Origin of the sequence: Mycobacterium sp. ELW1 (assembly GCF_008329905.1) — a bacterium.
In the GTDB taxonomy this organism is placed as follows: domain Bacteria; phylum Actinomycetota; class Actinomycetes; order Mycobacteriales; family Mycobacteriaceae; genus Mycobacterium.
The window spans coordinates 4,328,539-4,343,580 of record NZ_CP032155.1; the positions used below are offsets into that span (position 1 = coordinate 4,328,539).

Here is a 15,042-nt window from a genome sequence, read left to right on the forward strand (position 1 = left end):
CTCCCTCCAGCAAGCCAAAACTGCCGCCCTCGACCCCCCTGCCACGCGTGACGTCTCTCACCAGTCGCTAGCGAGCGCCGCACAGTACTCCTCCAGCAAGCACTGCGCCTCCCCCTGGTGAGCGTGACGTCTTCACCAGTCGGCGTCCGAATTCCCAATAGGACTGTGCTGTAGCCCGCGCGCTGCGGAATCTCCCGAAGAGTGGAACCACGAAGCATGAAGTCAATGGCGTCGACAATGAACGACTTCCCTGTGTCAGAGGGACCATGGATGACAGTCGTTCGTGGCCCGAAATCAACCGTCGCTGGAGCCTTGCCGGGCCCCACGAAAGTCAGATGCGTCAGGCTAATGCGGTTTGCCATTGTTCCCGTCCGTATCGGGCCAGTGAAATTCTTCGGACCAGGAATCGAATATCGCCTTTGTCTGCCGTCGCAGATTCGCTTCGTCCAGATCGGGAAAACTTCCCAACACCCATCCGACACGATCGCGCAAGCGATGTGAGTACGACGAGCCCAAGACTCCCACGAAGTGCAGGGCGCCGTCGCCGGCAAGAAACCGCACCCCGTTCATTCCAACCGCAATCTCGGCGAGATGCAGCCTCAGCAGAAGACCAATTCCTGCCTCGATAGATTCACGCTTGGCCGCAATCTCGCCTGCACGGATCGGCAGAGCCGGATGCAGACTTTCAGGGCCACCGACGTCCCTGCTGTGGAGCACGAAGTGATCAAGCAGGACAAGCTGATTCAGGTCGAGTTCAGCTGGGAAGGCCTGGGTCAAGATCATCAACACGCGGATGCCGACCTCCAAAGGGCCGTTCAGCGGCGATTCATTGATGCTTTGCGGCCTCCGACGGTCGCCCGCTGGACCGTTCGGTGCCCGATTGTCGTAGTCATTCATTGCGCGACATCCATTGAATCCGATCGACGTTCGCCAGCTGGTGGCACATGCCCTGTCGATCATCGATCTCGACCACCGAAATCAGACGATGCCGACTCAGATCCCAGCTGTCCAACTAGCGAAAGCACACTCGTCAAACGTCTCAGGCCCGTGGCGTGGTGGTCCTCGACTACATCGATAACACCCGAATGAATGTCATCCTGCAATCGCTCAAAAGTCCCCGGCGGCACTGAATCCCGCGCGTACACTCGTAGCGCCTCCGCCTTGTAGAAGTTCTCGCGGTGGCGGCGAAAGCGTTCGCCCACTCTGGGATTTGATGCCACTGATTCGGGTTGGAGGCTTTCCTCGGGGTGTGCTTCGGCGTAAACATCAACCAGTTGTTGTACGTATCTCCGTTCGTGTGTCGCCAAGTCACCGGGAGCTGGCACATGAGCGGGTCGCGGCTGAAGCGCTGTGGCGAATCGGTCGCTGTACCAACAAGTTGTCTTATGCAGTTCAAGCACATCAGTCAGCTCGACGGATCGGAACATCGAGAAATCCGTGACCGACGCCAGTTCCTGAACCGAAGAGACGAGGTCCGACTCAAGGCCCCTCGCGAGGGTGCTGTCGTCGTCGGCCAAGTGGTCGAGGAACTTTTTCCTCAACTTCTGCGGGCTGCTGAGCATCCGACCGCAGTTTGTACTGCAACCGCGGGGAGCCAAGATCTGGTAGCTGTCCGGCAGAACGCACTCTCCGACAACAGTTGCCACGAAGATCTTCAGAATCTCGGGAAGTATGTCTCCTAGGGCGAGAGGTTCTGCATAGTGCTTGCACTGGAAACAGTCCCAAGCACCTTCTAGGCCGTTTGCAGTCTTGAACGCCGCAATGTCCGCGCCCCTGTCACCGGCTCCACCGAACCGCTTGACCTGAACGTAGCCGGATCTCAGGGCATGCACCCATTCAAGGATGAATAGTTCCCATTGGACGTCGTCGTACAGGGAAATGCGTGCCATGGGCGATATTGGTGGCCCGGACAGCGCGACACCAGTCTCTCCATGTAGGGGTTCTGGTATGTCGCGAAGACCACTAGAGGGACCCCCAGGAGCCTGGCTATCTCCGCTCTGAGCTGCGTTCAACCGACTCTTGCCTCCCGGCGGTCAGGATACGACAAGTCGTAGGATCGCCAGCCGAGACACGACATGCCCCGGCCGGGAGGCTCACGGTTCGCGAGCAGGCATCATGCTGCAGCGTGACGGAAATTCGACGATCGGAGCGGGGACGCTGACCGCCGCTGGTTGGTTGGGACCAATGGCATGGCCATCACCCGACGGAAATTCGACGATCGGAGCGGGGACGCTGACCGCCGCTGGTTGGTTGGGACCAATGGCATGGCCATCACCCGCCACACCGCAGGGGCCGTCACGCCGCAGGGGCGGACTGTGTTGACCGACAGCGCCGTGGCGGCCATCCGGGAGCTGATGAGAAGGGGGCGATGCGCTCCTGCTCACGGCTGAGATGAACCGAACTGTCGTCAGAACTGTCGTCAAACGACCTTCTGAGCACTCAATCGAGTGCTGTTTTGCCTGGTGGAGCTAAGGGGATTCGAACCCCTGACCCCCACACTGCCAGTGTGGTGCGCTACCAACTGCGCCATAGCCCCAGGTGTGCCCACCGAAATTACACCACCGGCACCCGCGCCTCAAAATCGCTGTTCAGAGCAGGCAACAACCGGCCACATCCGCCGCGACCGCGTCGAGAGTGAACTCACCCAGACGCCTACTCGCACTCTTCCCGCGTCAGTGCAGTCTCACGCAGGGCACCGCCTCTAGGGCAGCTCACCGGCGGCCTCCGGGCCCAGCGGCCGGGGCGGGGTGTGCTCCAACGGCGGCCTGTCCCGCGTTTCCGGCGCCAGCAGCCACCCGATCGACGCCAACACCAGGATGGCCCCGCTGATCGCGAACGCCCACTCGAATGACAGATGCTGGGCGATCTCGCCCACCCCCAGCGATCCGGCGATCGACCCCAGATCCGACATCATCTGGAAAGTCGCCACGGCCGTCCCACCGCGGGCCTTGCCGATGATGTCGGCCACCGCGGCCTGCTGCGGCGCGGTGAACACACCGGTGGCCGCCCCGGCGACGAAGGCACCCACCAGGAACACCGGCAGCACTGTCGCGGCGCCGACCACAGCCGTCGTCAGCCCCGACAGTCCCAGCCCGACGATCAGGAGCGGCCGGCGGCCGGTCCGGTCGGACAAGCGGCCCGACGGGATCACCGCCGCCACGTTGCCGGCCGCAAACGTGGCCAGTGCCGCGCCGGCGACCCCGGGCCCGCGGTGCAGCGCCTCGGTGATGAACAGCGGCACCAGCGCCACCCGCAGCCCGAACGCCGACCAGCCCGTCGCGAAGTTCGACAGCAACGCCGCCCGGTAGGCGGGGTGGCGCAGCGCCACGCCCAGCGTCACCGTCAGTTCGTCGGCCGGCGCCGGGGCGGCCAGATGCGAGTGCCGCAGGTTGATGAACACCACCGCCGCGGCGATCAGCAATGCCGCCCCATAGATAAGGAACGGCGCGGCCAGGCCCAGCCCGGCGGTGAGACTGCCGAGCAGCGGGCCGGCCACCGAGCCGACCAGGAACGCCGACGAGAACATGCCCGCCACCCGGCCGCGGGCGTTGTGCGGGCTGATCCGGATCATCAACCCGAGCGCGGAGACGAAGAACATCGTCGAGCCGATTCCGCCGAGCGCCCGGAATACGAGTAGCTGCCAATAGGTGTGGGCGAACGCGCACGCCCCGGTCGACAGTGCCACGATCAGCAGGCCGCTGACGTAGATCCGGCGCTCCCCCAGACGCTGCACCAACATGCCCGACGCGGGGGCGAAGACCAGCCGCATCAGCGCGAAGGCGGTGATCACGAACGTCGCGGCGCTGATACTCACGCCGAAGTTGCGGGCGAACTGCGGCAGCACCGGCGCCACGACGCCATAGCCCAGGGCGATCACCGCATTGGCGGCGATCAGAACCCAGACCTCCCGCGGAAGCTTGGCCTCGGCTTCCGAGGGACAGTCACCCTCCGCGACGGAACTCACGAGATGACTGTATTCGGAACCGCATCCGTGCCGTACTCGAGCTTCCAAGCCGCGAGCAGACTAGGACTTATCGACCGACCCGGTCCAGCAGCCAGGTGACGCCTGCGCCGATACCCGCACTCGCCACGCCCTTCAACGCTGCTGCCGCAAGACCGCCTCCGGGAATCAGACCGAGACCTACTCCCAAGACGTCTCCGAAAAGGTCGCCGGCCTCATCAGCGATGTCGGCGGCCGACCCGCGCCGAAGAGCGTCGCCAAAGTCATTCAGATCCACAACCAAACTGACAGTGCTCACGAACGTGCCCCACACGGGAATCCAGCCGGTGTACACGGTGAAGGTCTCCCACTGCGTTTCGAACGCGCTGTTGGGATTGTGCGTGCCGCCTCCGCCGGTACCTCCCCCGGTGCCGCCTCCCGTGCCGCCACCGGTGCCACCGCCGGTTCCGCCACCTGACCCGGCCAGGAGGCCCGTATTGATAACGACGACGCTGCCGACGTTGCGCCAGAAGGTGTCGGCGACATTGACATAGGCCCGGGTGCCGTCCGGACTGACCACCACAGCTAGCGGGGTGGCGATCCCCCCAACGGTGCCGTTGCCGACTACAACGGTGGCGACAGCGTTGGAGGCGATATCGATCACCGAGACGGTGCGGTTACTCCCGTTGGTGACGTACAACCGCGCTCCGTCGGGGCTGACCGCGACGCCTTGGGGAGAACCGCCCACGGCATAGACGGTGGTAACGGTATTGGTGGCGGCGTCGACCACCGCAACGGTGCCGCTCCCGCTATTCGCGATGTAGACCTTGGCGCCGTCGCGGCCGACCGCCATATCGTCTGCGGTCAGCAAATTTGTGTTGGCCAAGCCAACGACCAGGGACGCGGTCACGGTGTTGGTGGCGGAGTCGATGACCGACAGGGTGCGATTTCCGGACGTGCCTACCCAGTCGGTACTGACGACGTAGACGCGGTTCCCGTCGGGACTCACTTTTACTACAGCCGGGCCGGCGGGCATCTTGACGGTGCCGATCACGGTGTTGTAGCCGGCTGACAGCGGATCGGAGTCGATGACGAACAGGTTGTTGTTGTTCATATCGGCGACGTAGACGCGGGTGCCGCTGGGGCTGACCGTTACCGCATGCGGTGCGGTCGCGAAGTACTCCGTGGGATCGCCGACGTCGATCGTTGCGGTGACGGTGTTGGTCGCTGTGTCGATCACCGACACGCTCGCGCCGCCGCCGTTCCCGACGTAGACCCGGCCGCCGTCCGGAGTGAATGCCACGCCTCTGGGGCCAGTAAGACCGCCAATGGTGGCAACAACGGTGTTCGTGGCCGTGTCGATCACGGACACACTGTGAGTACCCGCGGTCGTGACATACACCCGGCTACCGTCGGGACTGACCGCTACTCCCGTGGGGTTATTACTGGTTTCAATGCCTAGCCGGATGGTGGCGACCACAGCTGGGCTTGCGGTCGTCGCGCCCGCCGGAACACTCGCCGCAGTCGCTGTGGACGTTCTGCGCGCTGAATGCGCGACCGTCGGGATAACCGCGACGCCCCGTGAAAGCGAGGCGACCGACTGGCGTGAGGAGCGCTCTGCGCCAGCCACTCTGGTTGACGAGGCGGCCCTGACAGCCGAGCCGCGACTGCCGCCTGCCCGCGGCGGGGCCAAAGGCGAGGCGGGCGTCTTCGCTGAGTGAGCGGTGCGGCTCTGCGAGGCGACGTGCGCGTCACCAGACCCACTGTCGGCGTGCGCCGCGCCGGACCCACCGGCCAGAGCGGCAGCCCCGATCCCGAGACTCAGCGCGCCGGCACCCAGCCACGTGTACGGCTGGATCCGCGGCCTCCGGCTGGCTTGGAGCCCCCGACGACGATGTGGTCGAACAGACGCCCCCATGCGCACAATCCCCCGATTCGGCTCAGCACTGGTCAGCCGAGCTAAGGAGTTTTATACCACAGGGCTTCGCACCAGTAAGTGCAGGAACAGCAAAGACCAGTCCAGAACGATCTCGGTAGCGCGGGCCCTTTCACCGATAGTCTTCGGCCAAAATGCATTGTGATGCAGCAAAATTCATGGGCACCTACGAGATGACTGAATTCACCACTTCCCGGGCGGCTTCCTGCACCTCCGCCAGGTGTTCGGGCCCCTTGAACGACTCGGCGTAGATCTTGTAGACGTCCTCGGTGCCCGACGGCCGCGCGGCGAACCAGCCGTCGGCGGTGGTCACCTTCAGCCCGCCCAGCGGCGCGCCGTTACCGGGCGCGGTGGTCAGCTTGGCGGTGATCGGCTCACCGGCCAGCTCGGTGGCGCTGACCTGCTCGGGCGACAGCTTGGCCAGCCGCGCCTTCTGCTCCCGATTGGCCGGGGCATCGACGCGGGCATAGACCGGCGCTCCGTACTTGGCGGCCAGCTCGTCATAGCGCTGCGACGGCGACGACCCGGTGACAGCCTGGATCTCCGAAGCCAGCAGGGCCAGGATGATGCCGTCCTTGTCGGTGGTCCACACCGAGCCATCACGGCGCAGGAACGACGCTCCCGCCGACTCCTCGCCACCGAAACCGATTGTGCCGCCGATCAATCCGTCGACAAACCATTTGAAGCCCACCGGCACCTCGATGAGCTTGCGGCCCAGGCCGGCCACCACCCGGTCGATGATGGACGAGCTGACGGCAGTTTTGCCGACGGCCACACTGGCCGGCCAGTCCGGCCGGTGCGAGAACAGATAGTCGATCGCCACCGCCAGATAATGGTTGGGGTTCATCAGCCCGGCGTCGGGGGTCACGATGCCGTGCCGGTCGGAGTCGGCGTCGTTGCCGGTGGCGATCTGGTAGGAGTCCCGGTTGGCTATGAGCGACGCCATGGCGTTCGGCGAGCTGCAGTCCATCCGGATCTTGCCGTCGGTGTCCAGCGTCATGAACCGCCACGTTGCATCGACCAACGGGTTGACCACAGTGAGGTCGAGGTTGTGCCGCTCGGCGATCGCACCCCAGTAGTCGACGCTGGCTCCGCCAAGCGGGTCGGCGCCGATGCGAATCTTCTCCGAACGGATCGCGTGAATGTCGACGACATTGGGCAGATCGGTGACGTAGGCGTCCAGATAGTCGTGACGCTGGGCGCTCTGCAGGGCACGGGCCAGCGGCACCCGCTTCACACCCCTGAGCCCGTCGCGCAGAATCTCGTTGGCCCGCTTGGCAATCACGCCGGTGGCATCGGTGTCGGCCGGCCCGCCATTGGGCGGGTTGTATTTGAACCCGCCGTCGCGGGGCGGATTGTGCGACGGCGTGACGACGATACCGTCGGCCAGACCCGCGCTCAGCCCGCGGTTATAGGTCAGGATGGCATGGCTGACCGCAGGAGTCGGGGTGTACCGATCGGCCGAATCGATCATCGCCACAACATCATTGGCGGCCAGCACTTCCAGCGCCGATACCCAGGCCGGCTCGGACAGCCCGTGGGTGTCGCGGCCGATGAACAGCGGCCCGGTGGTGCCCTGCGCGGCGCGGTACTCCACGATCGCCTGGGTGGTGGCCAGGATGTGCGCCTCGTTGAACGCACCGTCCAGGCTGGAGCCGCGATGTCCCGATGTGCCGAAGGCCACCTGCTGGTCGATGTTGTCGGGGTCGGGGTTCAGCGTGTAGTACGCGGTCACCAGGTGGGGCAGATCGACGAGGTCTTCGGGTAGCGCCGGCTTACCGGCGCGGGGGTTAGCCGCCATGACGCCAATTCTGCCTTTCCAAGGGTGATACTTGCTCGCGGATTCATCGACGGTTAAGGGGGTTGCCCATGTTCGGTCATGACAACCGGGAGTTGGCGGCCGTATTCGTCGGCGGCGCGGTGGGCACCCTGGCACGTGCGATCCTCGCCACGGTCTTCGCCGACGACCCGGCGCACTGGCCGTGGGCGACCTTCGGGGTCAACATCGTGGGCGCGTTCCTGCTCGGCTACTTCACCACCCGCCTGCTCGAACGCCTGCCGTTGTCGAGTTACCGCCGACCGCTGCTCGGCACCGGCCTCTGTGGCGGACTGACGACATTCTCGACCATGCAGGTCGAAACCCTGAAGATGATCGAGCACCACCACTACGGCCTCGCGGCCGCCTACAGCGCGGTCAGCATCGTCGCCGGCCTGTTGGCTGTCTACATCGCGACGGCCTTGGTCCGCCGGGTCAGGATCCGCGCGTGACCGTCGTGATTTGGGCCGGAGTGATGCTTATCGGTGGGCTCGGTTCGGTGGCCCGGTTCATGGTCGACCGCGCGGTCGCGCGCCGGGCAGCACGGTCTTTTCCGTTCGGCACGCTGGCGGTCAACATCAGTGGCGCCGTGCTGCTCGGCTTCATCAGCGGGCTCACCCTCAGCCACCATGTCGCGCTGCTCGCCGGCACCGCCTTCGTCGGGGCGTACACCACGTTCTCGACCTGGATGCTGGAGACGCAACGGCTCACCGAAGAACGCCAGATCTGGCCCGCGATAGCCAATCTCGTTGTCAGCGTCATCCTCGGCGTCGCCGCGGCGCTGCTCGGCCAGTGGATTGCGGGGCTGCTGTGAACGATACCTATCTCAAGCTGACCGCCTTCTTCGGCGAGCGCCAGCGCACCGGTTCCCGCTTCCTGGCCGAGGCGATGCTCGACCTGTACGCGCAACGCCAGGTGGCCGAGAGCGTGATGCTGCGCGGCATCGCCAGCTTCGGCCCGCGACACGTGATCCGCAGCGACGAATCGCTGACGCTGTCCGAGGATCCGCCGATCGCGGTGGCCGCCGTCGACACCGCGGAGACCATCGGCGGGCTGATCGACGACGTCATCGCCATCACCAAACGCGGCTTGATCACCCTGGAGCGGACCCGGCTCTACAGCGGTGAGCTGCCCGACGGAGACGACGGGGTCAAGCTCACCATCTATGTCGGCCGACGGCGCCGGATCAACGGCGCGGCCGCCTTCTACGCGGTTTGCGATCTGTTGCACCGCCACCACTTCGCGGGGGCGACCGTGTTCCTGGGTGTGGACGGCACCGCCGACGGCCGACGGCGCCGGGCCCGCTTTTTCAGCGGCAACACGGACGTGCCGATCATGATCGTCGCGGTCGGCACCGCCGAGCAGGCGCGGCGAGCGCTGCCCGAACTCGAAGGAATGATGGACCAGCCGCTGGTGACGGTGGAACGCGTGCAGGTCCTCAAACGCGACGGCCAACTGCTTGCCCGTCCGCCGGCTCTGCCCGCGGTCGACGCCCACGGCCGCGAACTGCGTCAGAAGCTGACGATCCACACCGACGCATCCACCCACCACGACGGCGTCCCGGTCCACCGGGCACTGGTGCGGCGGCTGTGGGAATCCAACACCGCCGGTGGCGCCACCGTACTGCGCGGTATCTGGGGCTTCCATGGAGACCATAAACCCCACGGCGACAAGCTGATTCAGTACGGCCGCCAGGTACCGGTGACCACCATCGTCGTCGACACCCCGGAGGTCATCGCCCAATGCTTCGACCTCATCGACGACGTGACCGGCCGCCACGGGCTGGTCACCTCCGAGATGGTGCCGGCCCTGCTGATGCTCGACGGCGACATCCGCCAGGGCGCCACCGATCTGGCCGACTACCGGTACTGACCACTCAACTGTCGGCCAGCACCGTCAGCAGGACCACCGAGTCGTCGATGGCCTGCAAACCGTGCCGATCCCGCGGGACCACCAGCAGATCACCCGTCTGGCCTTCCCACGCGTCGTCGGCGGTGGCCAGCCGAACGTGGCCGCGCAGGACCTGCAGCGTCGTCTCCCCCGGCGTGTGATGCTCGCTGAGTTCATGTCCTTTGGCCAGCGCGATCAGAGTCTGCCGCAGCGGGTGACCGTGGCCGCCGTGCACGGTGTGTGCGGCCCGGCCACTGTTCGACGAGCGGGCCGTGGCCAGCTGATCGTCGGCGAGCTGAGTCAGCGAGATCGAATCCATGAGTTTCCTCCACTAAAAACTAAGCAGCAGAACGCCACTGGACAGCAGCGCCACAACCTTGACGACTTCCAACACGACGTAGACGTAGTGCGCGCGCGAGCGTCCGGCCTCAGCCTGGCTGGCGTCGGCCAGAACGGCATCCGAGCGCCGCGTCAGCGCGGGACGCACGCCGACCACTTGAATCACCAACGCGGCGGCGGCCACCACGACCGCCACGACGACACCCGGACCGGGGCTACCGGCCACCAACGCGATGACGATGACCACCGCCAGCACCGCTTCGCAGATGTTGAGAGCCCGAAAAACAAGCCGGCCGATACCGAGTCCCAGCGGAATCGTGACGCCGGGGGCCCGGAATTTCAGCGGAGCCTCCAGGAACGAAATGGCGAGCACCATCCCCAGCCAGACGAACACCGCCGCACCCGCGACTGCAGTCCAGTGGTTCACCACGCTCCCTCACCGCCGGCACCCAGCTTGTGAGACCCAACTGTGCCAGACACCGGATTGTCGCCGAGCCATCATGGTGGTCATGGGCGAAGACCAGGTGGCGGTACTACAGAGATGGGAAGACGCCGGCGCACACTGGGCGGTGATCGATCGTCACGCACAGTCGGTCACCGTCGGGCTGTACCGCTGCGACGGGGGCGAGGAAGTCGACCGGTTCACCTCAGACGACCCCGCACTCCTGGCATTCGTGCGGGGTCGTGAGAGCAGCTTCTGATACGCGGCCTACAGCTGAATGAAGCCGCCGTTCCACCACACGCCCCAAGCCGGCAGGTCCGCATTCCAGACCACCGGGAGCCACGGCGCCCACGGAGGCGGCGGCGGCGCGGGTGGAGCCCAGACGGGCACGACGTTGTCATAGTCGGCGCGGTGTCCCGGCGGGGGCAGGTAACCCTGTCCTGGCGGCAGCGGATTGCCCGGCGCACCGGCGTTCACGCCCGGTCCGTTCGGGACCCACGGCGGCCCCGGCGGGCCATGCGGATCGGCGTGAGCCAGGCCGGCACCCGCGGTCAATGTGGTGGCCACCGCCGCGGTCACCAGCGCCACCTTGGCGGTCAACTTGTGCATTGTCATGATGCAAACCCGCGTACCCTCCCACCGCGCTGCGGTAAACAGAGGGTGATGCGCAGCACGGCGTGGGGCATGTTGATCGGTCTCGCGATCACCGCGGCCGCAGGCTGCGGCGGACGAGCGACCACCACCTCGACGCCGACCACGACATACCCGCCGACCTCGACCAATACGCCTGCGGTGACCACACCGGCGGTGCAGCCCCGCCCGGTGAAGTGGGTGGACCTCAAGGCCGGCGACTGTCTGGTCGACCCGCCGCCCGCCGATCCCGCGGTCGTGCAGGTCAGCGTTGTCGACTGTGGCCAACCCCATCTGGCCGAGACCTATCTACGTGTGCCGATCCCTGTGAACGATGCCCTTGACGACGTCGCCACCCGCGAATGCGCGACCGGCTTCCAGCGCTACACCGGTACCGCTGCCCCGGCAGGGGCGTACACCACCAGCTACCTGATCGACTCCGATCAGGACCGGACGTCGGACAATCCTTATCCCAGCACGGTAATTTGCCTGCTGCAGGGCGCCAACGGCCAGACGCTGACCGGCTCGGCACGCCGCTGACCTGCGCCGCGTCCGGCTCGTGTTGGGCGCGACGGGGTCCTGCCGGTAGGGTCGGAGTGCTATCAGATGAATACCTAGGTCAAAGCGCGGCCGATCTGAACTTAAGGATCTGATCTTTCATGCGCGCACCCTATGACCCTCAGGTGCTGAACCCTGCCGGTTTTGCCGGTGCCACGAAACGACCGATTTCGTTGCTGCTGATCGAGGACGATCAGGGCGACGCCATTCTGGTCGAGGAGTTGATCTCCGAAGCCGGTGCCGATATCAGCGTGGAGTGGGCCGCTTCCATGGCTATTGCCCAGGAGAAGCTGGCCGTCCACCGGCCCGATTGCGTTCTGCTCGATCTCAACCTGCCCGACGCCAACGGCGTCGCCGCCGTGGACCGAGTGGCCAAGCTGGACGCGGGCCTGCCGATCGTCGTCCTCACCGGCCTCAACGACCAACACTTCGGCATGTCGGCGATGGCCTCCGGCGCGCAGGATTACCTCGTCAAGGGGCACGTCGAGCCCGAAACGCTGCACCGTTCGGTGCTGTACGCCATCGAACGCAAACGCACCGAGCTGACCGCCGTCGACCTGCACACAAGTCAAATGCGCGCCGAGGAGAACGCCCGTCTGGAACGTGCCCTGCTGCCGTTACCCCTGCTGAACGATGACCCAGGTGTCGAGATCGTCATGCAGTACCGGCCCAGCCGGGAGAACGCGCTGCTGGGCGGCGACTTCTACGACATGGTGCAGACCCCGGACGGCACCGTGCACGTCATGGTCGGCGACGTGGCGGGCCACGGCCCCGACGAAGCGGCGCTGGGCGCGGCACTGCGCATCGGCTGGCGGGCCCTGACGTTCGCGGGACTCCGCGGCAACGACCGGATGCGCCGCCTCGAGCAGGTCCTGCGAGCCGAGCGTGCAGGCAGCGGCATCTTTGCGACCGTGCTCAGTGTGGCGCTGGCGCCTAACTCGCTGGGCTTCACCGCCGTCCGCGCCGGGCACCCCGGAATGCTGCTCCACGGACCGGGCACCGTCGAATGGATCGAGCCGCCACCCGGACCGGCCCTGGGTCTGGGTGCGCAGCAGTGGCCGCAGAACGAGTTGGAGCTGCCCGACGGCCACGGAATGGTCCTGCTCACTGACGGACTCTTCGAGGGGCACTCAGGTGACGGCGAGAAGCGACTCGGCGAAGAGGGTCTGCTCGAAATCGCCCGCTCGATCGCCGACCTGCCCGGGCCCGAATTCGTGAAGGCTCTCATCGAGGGCGCCGAAGCACGCGCGGCCTCGCACGGCGGAATCACCGACGACATCGCGGTACTGCGGGTGGAACGGACCCGCCGATGAAAGAGGTCGCGGGCACCCGGCTGTCCGGTATGACCGTGCGAGGCTGGCTCAGCATCGTGCTGCTGGTGGTCGGCGTGGTGGTACTCGGCGGGGCACTGGTGGCCGCAGTGCTGCTCAACCGAACCGACGACACCAGTCGGCAGCTGATCGACGAGATCCAGCCCGCCCGTGTCGGCGCCTACCAGCTGCAGGCCGCGTTACGTGATCAGGAAACCGCGGTCCGCGGCTACGTCATCGCCGCCGACCCGCAGTTCCTGGACCCCTACTACGAGGGCCAGCGCACCGAACAGACTGCAGCGCAGGCCATTCGGCGCCACCTGGCCGGTCGCCCCGAGTTGCTCGCCGATCTGGATGCGATCGAGAAGTCGACAGCGGCGTGGCGCAGCGAATACGCGGACCCCTTGATCGCCAGCGTCACGCCGGGGTCACCCAGCGTGTTGACGAAGACGACCGCGGAGTCCGGGAAGGCGAAGTTCGACTCCCTGAGGACGCTTTTCGACGCCCAGAATCAGCACCTCGCCACGGCGCGCACCGACGCGCTCAATCAACTCAACTCGGCTCAGGCGTGGCGCGACCGGGTCTTGGGGGTGGTGATCGCCGCCTTCCTGATCACCGGTTTCGCGATCACGATTCTGGTTCGCAATGCGGTGACCCGGCCGATGGAGGCGTTGGCATCAGCTTGCCGGCGCATCACCAAGGGAAGCTTCGACGAGCGGATCAATCCCGAAGGCCCCAAGGACATTCGCGCGATCGCCGCTGACGTCGAGGACATGCGGCGGCGCATCGTCGATGAACTCAAGGCCTCCAGCGACGCTCGCGCACAACTGGATGAACAGGCCGCCGAGCTACGACGGTCCAACGCCGAGCTGGAGCAGTTCGCCTACGTCGCGTCGCATGACCTGCAGGAGCCGCTGCGTAAGGTCGCGTCGTTCTGTCAGCTGTTGGAGAAGCGCTACGGCGACCAGCTCGACGACCGTGGCCACCAGTACATCGATTTCGCCGTCGACGGCGCCAAGCGGATGCAGGTTCTGATCAACGACCTGTTGACGTTCTCGCGAGTCGGCCGGCTGCACTCCACCCAGGTCGACGTGAACCTCGATACCGTGCTCGACGCGGCTATCGCCAATGTGTCCACCGCGATCGAGGAGACCGGCGCCGAGATCACCCGCTCCGGCCCGTTGCCCACGGTGACCGGTGACCCGACCCTGCTGACGATGTTGTGGCAGAACCTGGTCAGCAATGCGGTGAAGTTCCGCCGCGACGATGTTGCCCCACGCATCACCATCACCTCCGAAACCGGTACCGGCGATGACGAGGGACAGTGGGTGTTCACGTTCTCCGACAATGGAATCGGAATCGCCGACGAATTCGTCGACAAAGTCTTCGTGATCTTTCAGCGCCTGCACGGCCGGGATGCATACGCGGGCACCGGAATCGGCCTGGCCCTGGTCAAGAAGATCGTCGAACACCACGGCGGCACCATCTCGATCGACACCGCCTACGACGGCGGGACCCGGTTCCGCTTCACCCTGCCCGCCCATCTCGCACCAGAAACACATGCGTTGCAACTGGAAGGAACCGCTTCATGAGCGACAGCAGTCGCGCCATCGACGTCCTGCTCATCGAGGACGACCCCGGAGACGAGCTGATCACCCGAGAGGCGTTCGAGCACAACAAGCTCAAGAACACCTTGCATGTGGTGCACGACGGACAGGAAGGCTTGGACTACCTGTACCGGCGCGGCCAGTTCGCCGACGCCCCGCGGCCGGACCTCATCCTGCTCGACCTGAATCTGCCCAAGTACGACGGGCGCCAGCTGCTCGAGAAGATCAAGTCCGACGACGACCTGAGCACCATCCCGGTGGTCGTGCTCACCACCTCGTCGGCCGAAGAGGACATCCTGCGCAGCTACAAGCTGCACGCAAACGCCTATGTCACCAAACCGGTCGACCTCGACCAGTTCATGAGCGCGGTCCGGCAGATCGACGAATTCTTCGTCCAGGTGGTCCGGCTTCCCGGGGGTCAGCCCCGGTAACACCCGGTGCTGCCCGGCGCGGGCACGTCCGGATGTGAGACGGTGACGCCGACGACGGGCGCGTCCTCGGTGAGAGCCGTTGCGATGGCGTTCCGCAGGCGACGGCCGCTCATCAGCTAGCTAACTCTTTCGGGGTAGAAAGT

At 65.7% G+C, this 15,042-nt stretch carries 18 protein-coding genes, 1 tRNA gene and 1 pseudogene; 8 read left to right on the forward strand and 12 right to left on the reverse strand.

The genetic code is table 11. The features are described 5' to 3' along the window. Positions 1–173: 173 nt before the first annotated feature. The 8 genes and pseudogenes from D3H54_RS32205 to pgm form a co-directional block, all read right to left on the reverse strand. A pseudogene (locus D3H54_RS32205) lies at positions 174–362 on the reverse strand (AAA family ATPase); the annotation flags it as partial. Beyond that, positions 346–897: an ABC-three component system middle component 2 gene (locus tag D3H54_RS20530; protein ID WP_051659897.1), complete on the reverse strand. Its 552-nt coding sequence runs from the start codon at positions 895–897 to the stop codon at positions 346–348. The pseudogene D3H54_RS32205 and the gene D3H54_RS20530, both read right to left, overlap by 17 nt. Then, positions 890–973 (reverse strand): ABC-three component system protein, encoded by an 84-nt coding sequence (locus D3H54_RS32210; RefSeq protein ID WP_353620058.1) that lies wholly within the window; start codon positions 971–973, stop codon positions 890–892. The genes D3H54_RS20530 and D3H54_RS32210 overlap by 8 nt, the downstream gene beginning before the upstream one ends. Next, positions 957–1,889: an ABC-three component system protein gene (locus tag D3H54_RS20535; RefSeq protein WP_149380681.1), complete on the reverse strand. Its 933-nt coding sequence runs from the start codon at positions 1,887–1,889 to the stop codon at positions 957–959. Before D3H54_RS20535 ends, D3H54_RS32210 begins: the two co-directional genes overlap by 17 nt. Before the next feature lie 571 nt (positions 1,890–2,460). After that, a tRNA-Ala gene (locus tag D3H54_RS20540) sits at positions 2,461–2,536 on the reverse strand. A gap of 165 nt (positions 2,537–2,701) precedes the next feature. Then, positions 2,702–3,964: an MFS transporter gene (locus tag D3H54_RS20545; protein ID WP_168214927.1), complete on the reverse strand. Its 1,263-nt coding sequence runs from the start codon at positions 3,962–3,964 to the stop codon at positions 2,702–2,704. Positions 3,965–4,031: 67 nt separating this feature from the next. Continuing rightward, positions 4,032–5,858 carry a beta-propeller fold lactonase family protein gene (locus tag D3H54_RS20550; RefSeq protein WP_149380685.1) on the reverse strand — a complete coding sequence of 609 codons (1,827 nt, stop codon included), beginning with the start codon at positions 5,856–5,858 and terminating at the stop codon, positions 4,032–4,034. Positions 5,859–6,042: 184 nt separating this feature from the next. Next, complete coding sequence (pgm, locus tag D3H54_RS20555) at positions 6,043–7,677, reverse strand: phosphoglucomutase (alpha-D-glucose-1,6-bisphosphate-dependent) (RefSeq protein ID WP_149380687.1); 1,635 nt, start codon at positions 7,675–7,677, stop codon at positions 6,043–6,045. Between the two features lie 68 nt (positions 7,678–7,745). Between pgm and crcB (D3H54_RS20560) the strand changes: the two genes are divergently transcribed. Genes crcB (D3H54_RS20560) through D3H54_RS20570 form a run of 3 tightly spaced genes read left to right on the forward strand, consistent with a single transcriptional unit; the run spans position 7,746 to position 9,564 of the window. Next, positions 7,746–8,144, forward strand: a complete 399-nt coding sequence (gene crcB, locus D3H54_RS20560; RefSeq protein ID WP_149380689.1) for a fluoride efflux transporter CrcB — start codon at positions 7,746–7,748, stop codon at positions 8,142–8,144. 23 nt (positions 8,145–8,167) lie between these two features. Beyond that, positions 8,168–8,506 (forward strand): fluoride efflux transporter CrcB, encoded by a 339-nt coding sequence (crcB, locus tag D3H54_RS20565; protein WP_286199307.1) that lies wholly within the window; start codon positions 8,168–8,170, stop codon positions 8,504–8,506. After that, the gene (locus D3H54_RS20570; protein WP_149380693.1) at positions 8,503–9,564 is read left to right on the forward strand and encodes a DUF190 domain-containing protein; all 1,062 of its coding nucleotides are present in this window, start codon (positions 8,503–8,505) and stop codon (positions 9,562–9,564) included. The genes crcB (D3H54_RS20565) and D3H54_RS20570 overlap by 4 nt, the downstream gene beginning before the upstream one ends. A gap of 4 nt (positions 9,565–9,568) precedes the next feature. Here the strand turns inward: D3H54_RS20570 and D3H54_RS20575 are convergent, their stop codons facing one another. Both D3H54_RS20575 and D3H54_RS20580 read right to left on the reverse strand, forming a co-directional pair. Next, complete coding sequence (locus tag D3H54_RS20575) at positions 9,569–9,901, reverse strand: cupin domain-containing protein (protein WP_149380695.1); 333 nt, start codon at positions 9,899–9,901, stop codon at positions 9,569–9,571. A 12-nt stretch (positions 9,902–9,913) separates the two neighbouring features. Next, the gene (locus D3H54_RS20580) at positions 9,914–10,297 is read right to left on the reverse strand and encodes a hypothetical protein (protein ID WP_432246607.1); all 384 of its coding nucleotides are present in this window, start codon (positions 10,295–10,297) and stop codon (positions 9,914–9,916) included. 133 nt (positions 10,298–10,430) lie between these two features. On the opposite strand from D3H54_RS20580, the gene D3H54_RS20585 reads away from it, so the two are divergent. Then, positions 10,431–10,622 (forward strand): hypothetical protein, encoded by a 192-nt coding sequence (locus tag D3H54_RS20585; RefSeq protein ID WP_149380699.1) that lies wholly within the window; start codon positions 10,431–10,433, stop codon positions 10,620–10,622. Between the two features lie 8 nt (positions 10,623–10,630). Here D3H54_RS20585 and D3H54_RS20590 read toward each other — a convergent pair whose 3' ends face one another. Then, positions 10,631–10,978 (reverse strand): hypothetical protein, encoded by a 348-nt coding sequence (locus D3H54_RS20590; protein ID WP_149380701.1) that lies wholly within the window; start codon positions 10,976–10,978, stop codon positions 10,631–10,633. A gap of 48 nt (positions 10,979–11,026) precedes the next feature. Between D3H54_RS20590 and D3H54_RS20595 the strand changes: the two genes are divergently transcribed. The 4 genes from D3H54_RS20595 to D3H54_RS20610 all read left to right on the forward strand — a co-directional run bounded on the left by D3H54_RS20595 (position 11,027) and on the right by D3H54_RS20610 (position 14,899). Further along, the gene (locus tag D3H54_RS20595) at positions 11,027–11,533 is read left to right on the forward strand and encodes a hypothetical protein (RefSeq protein ID WP_149380702.1); all 507 of its coding nucleotides are present in this window, start codon (positions 11,027–11,029) and stop codon (positions 11,531–11,533) included. 119 nt (positions 11,534–11,652) lie between these two features. Continuing rightward, complete coding sequence (locus D3H54_RS20600; protein WP_149380704.1) at positions 11,653–12,864, forward strand: PP2C family protein-serine/threonine phosphatase; 1,212 nt, start codon at positions 11,653–11,655, stop codon at positions 12,862–12,864. Then, the gene (locus D3H54_RS20605; RefSeq protein WP_149380706.1) at positions 12,861–14,453 is read left to right on the forward strand and encodes a sensor histidine kinase; all 1,593 of its coding nucleotides are present in this window, start codon (positions 12,861–12,863) and stop codon (positions 14,451–14,453) included. Before D3H54_RS20600 ends, D3H54_RS20605 begins: the two co-directional genes overlap by 4 nt. Further along, positions 14,450–14,899, forward strand: a complete 450-nt coding sequence (locus D3H54_RS20610; RefSeq protein WP_149380708.1) for a response regulator — start codon at positions 14,450–14,452, stop codon at positions 14,897–14,899. The genes D3H54_RS20605 and D3H54_RS20610 overlap by 4 nt, the downstream gene beginning before the upstream one ends. Here the strand turns inward: D3H54_RS20610 and D3H54_RS31870 are convergent. Then, the gene (locus D3H54_RS31870) at positions 14,887–15,012 is read right to left on the reverse strand and encodes a hypothetical protein (RefSeq protein ID WP_286198949.1); all 126 of its coding nucleotides are present in this window, start codon (positions 15,010–15,012) and stop codon (positions 14,887–14,889) included. The genes D3H54_RS20610 and D3H54_RS31870 overlap by 13 nt on opposite strands. Positions 15,013–15,042 lie beyond the last annotated feature (30 nt).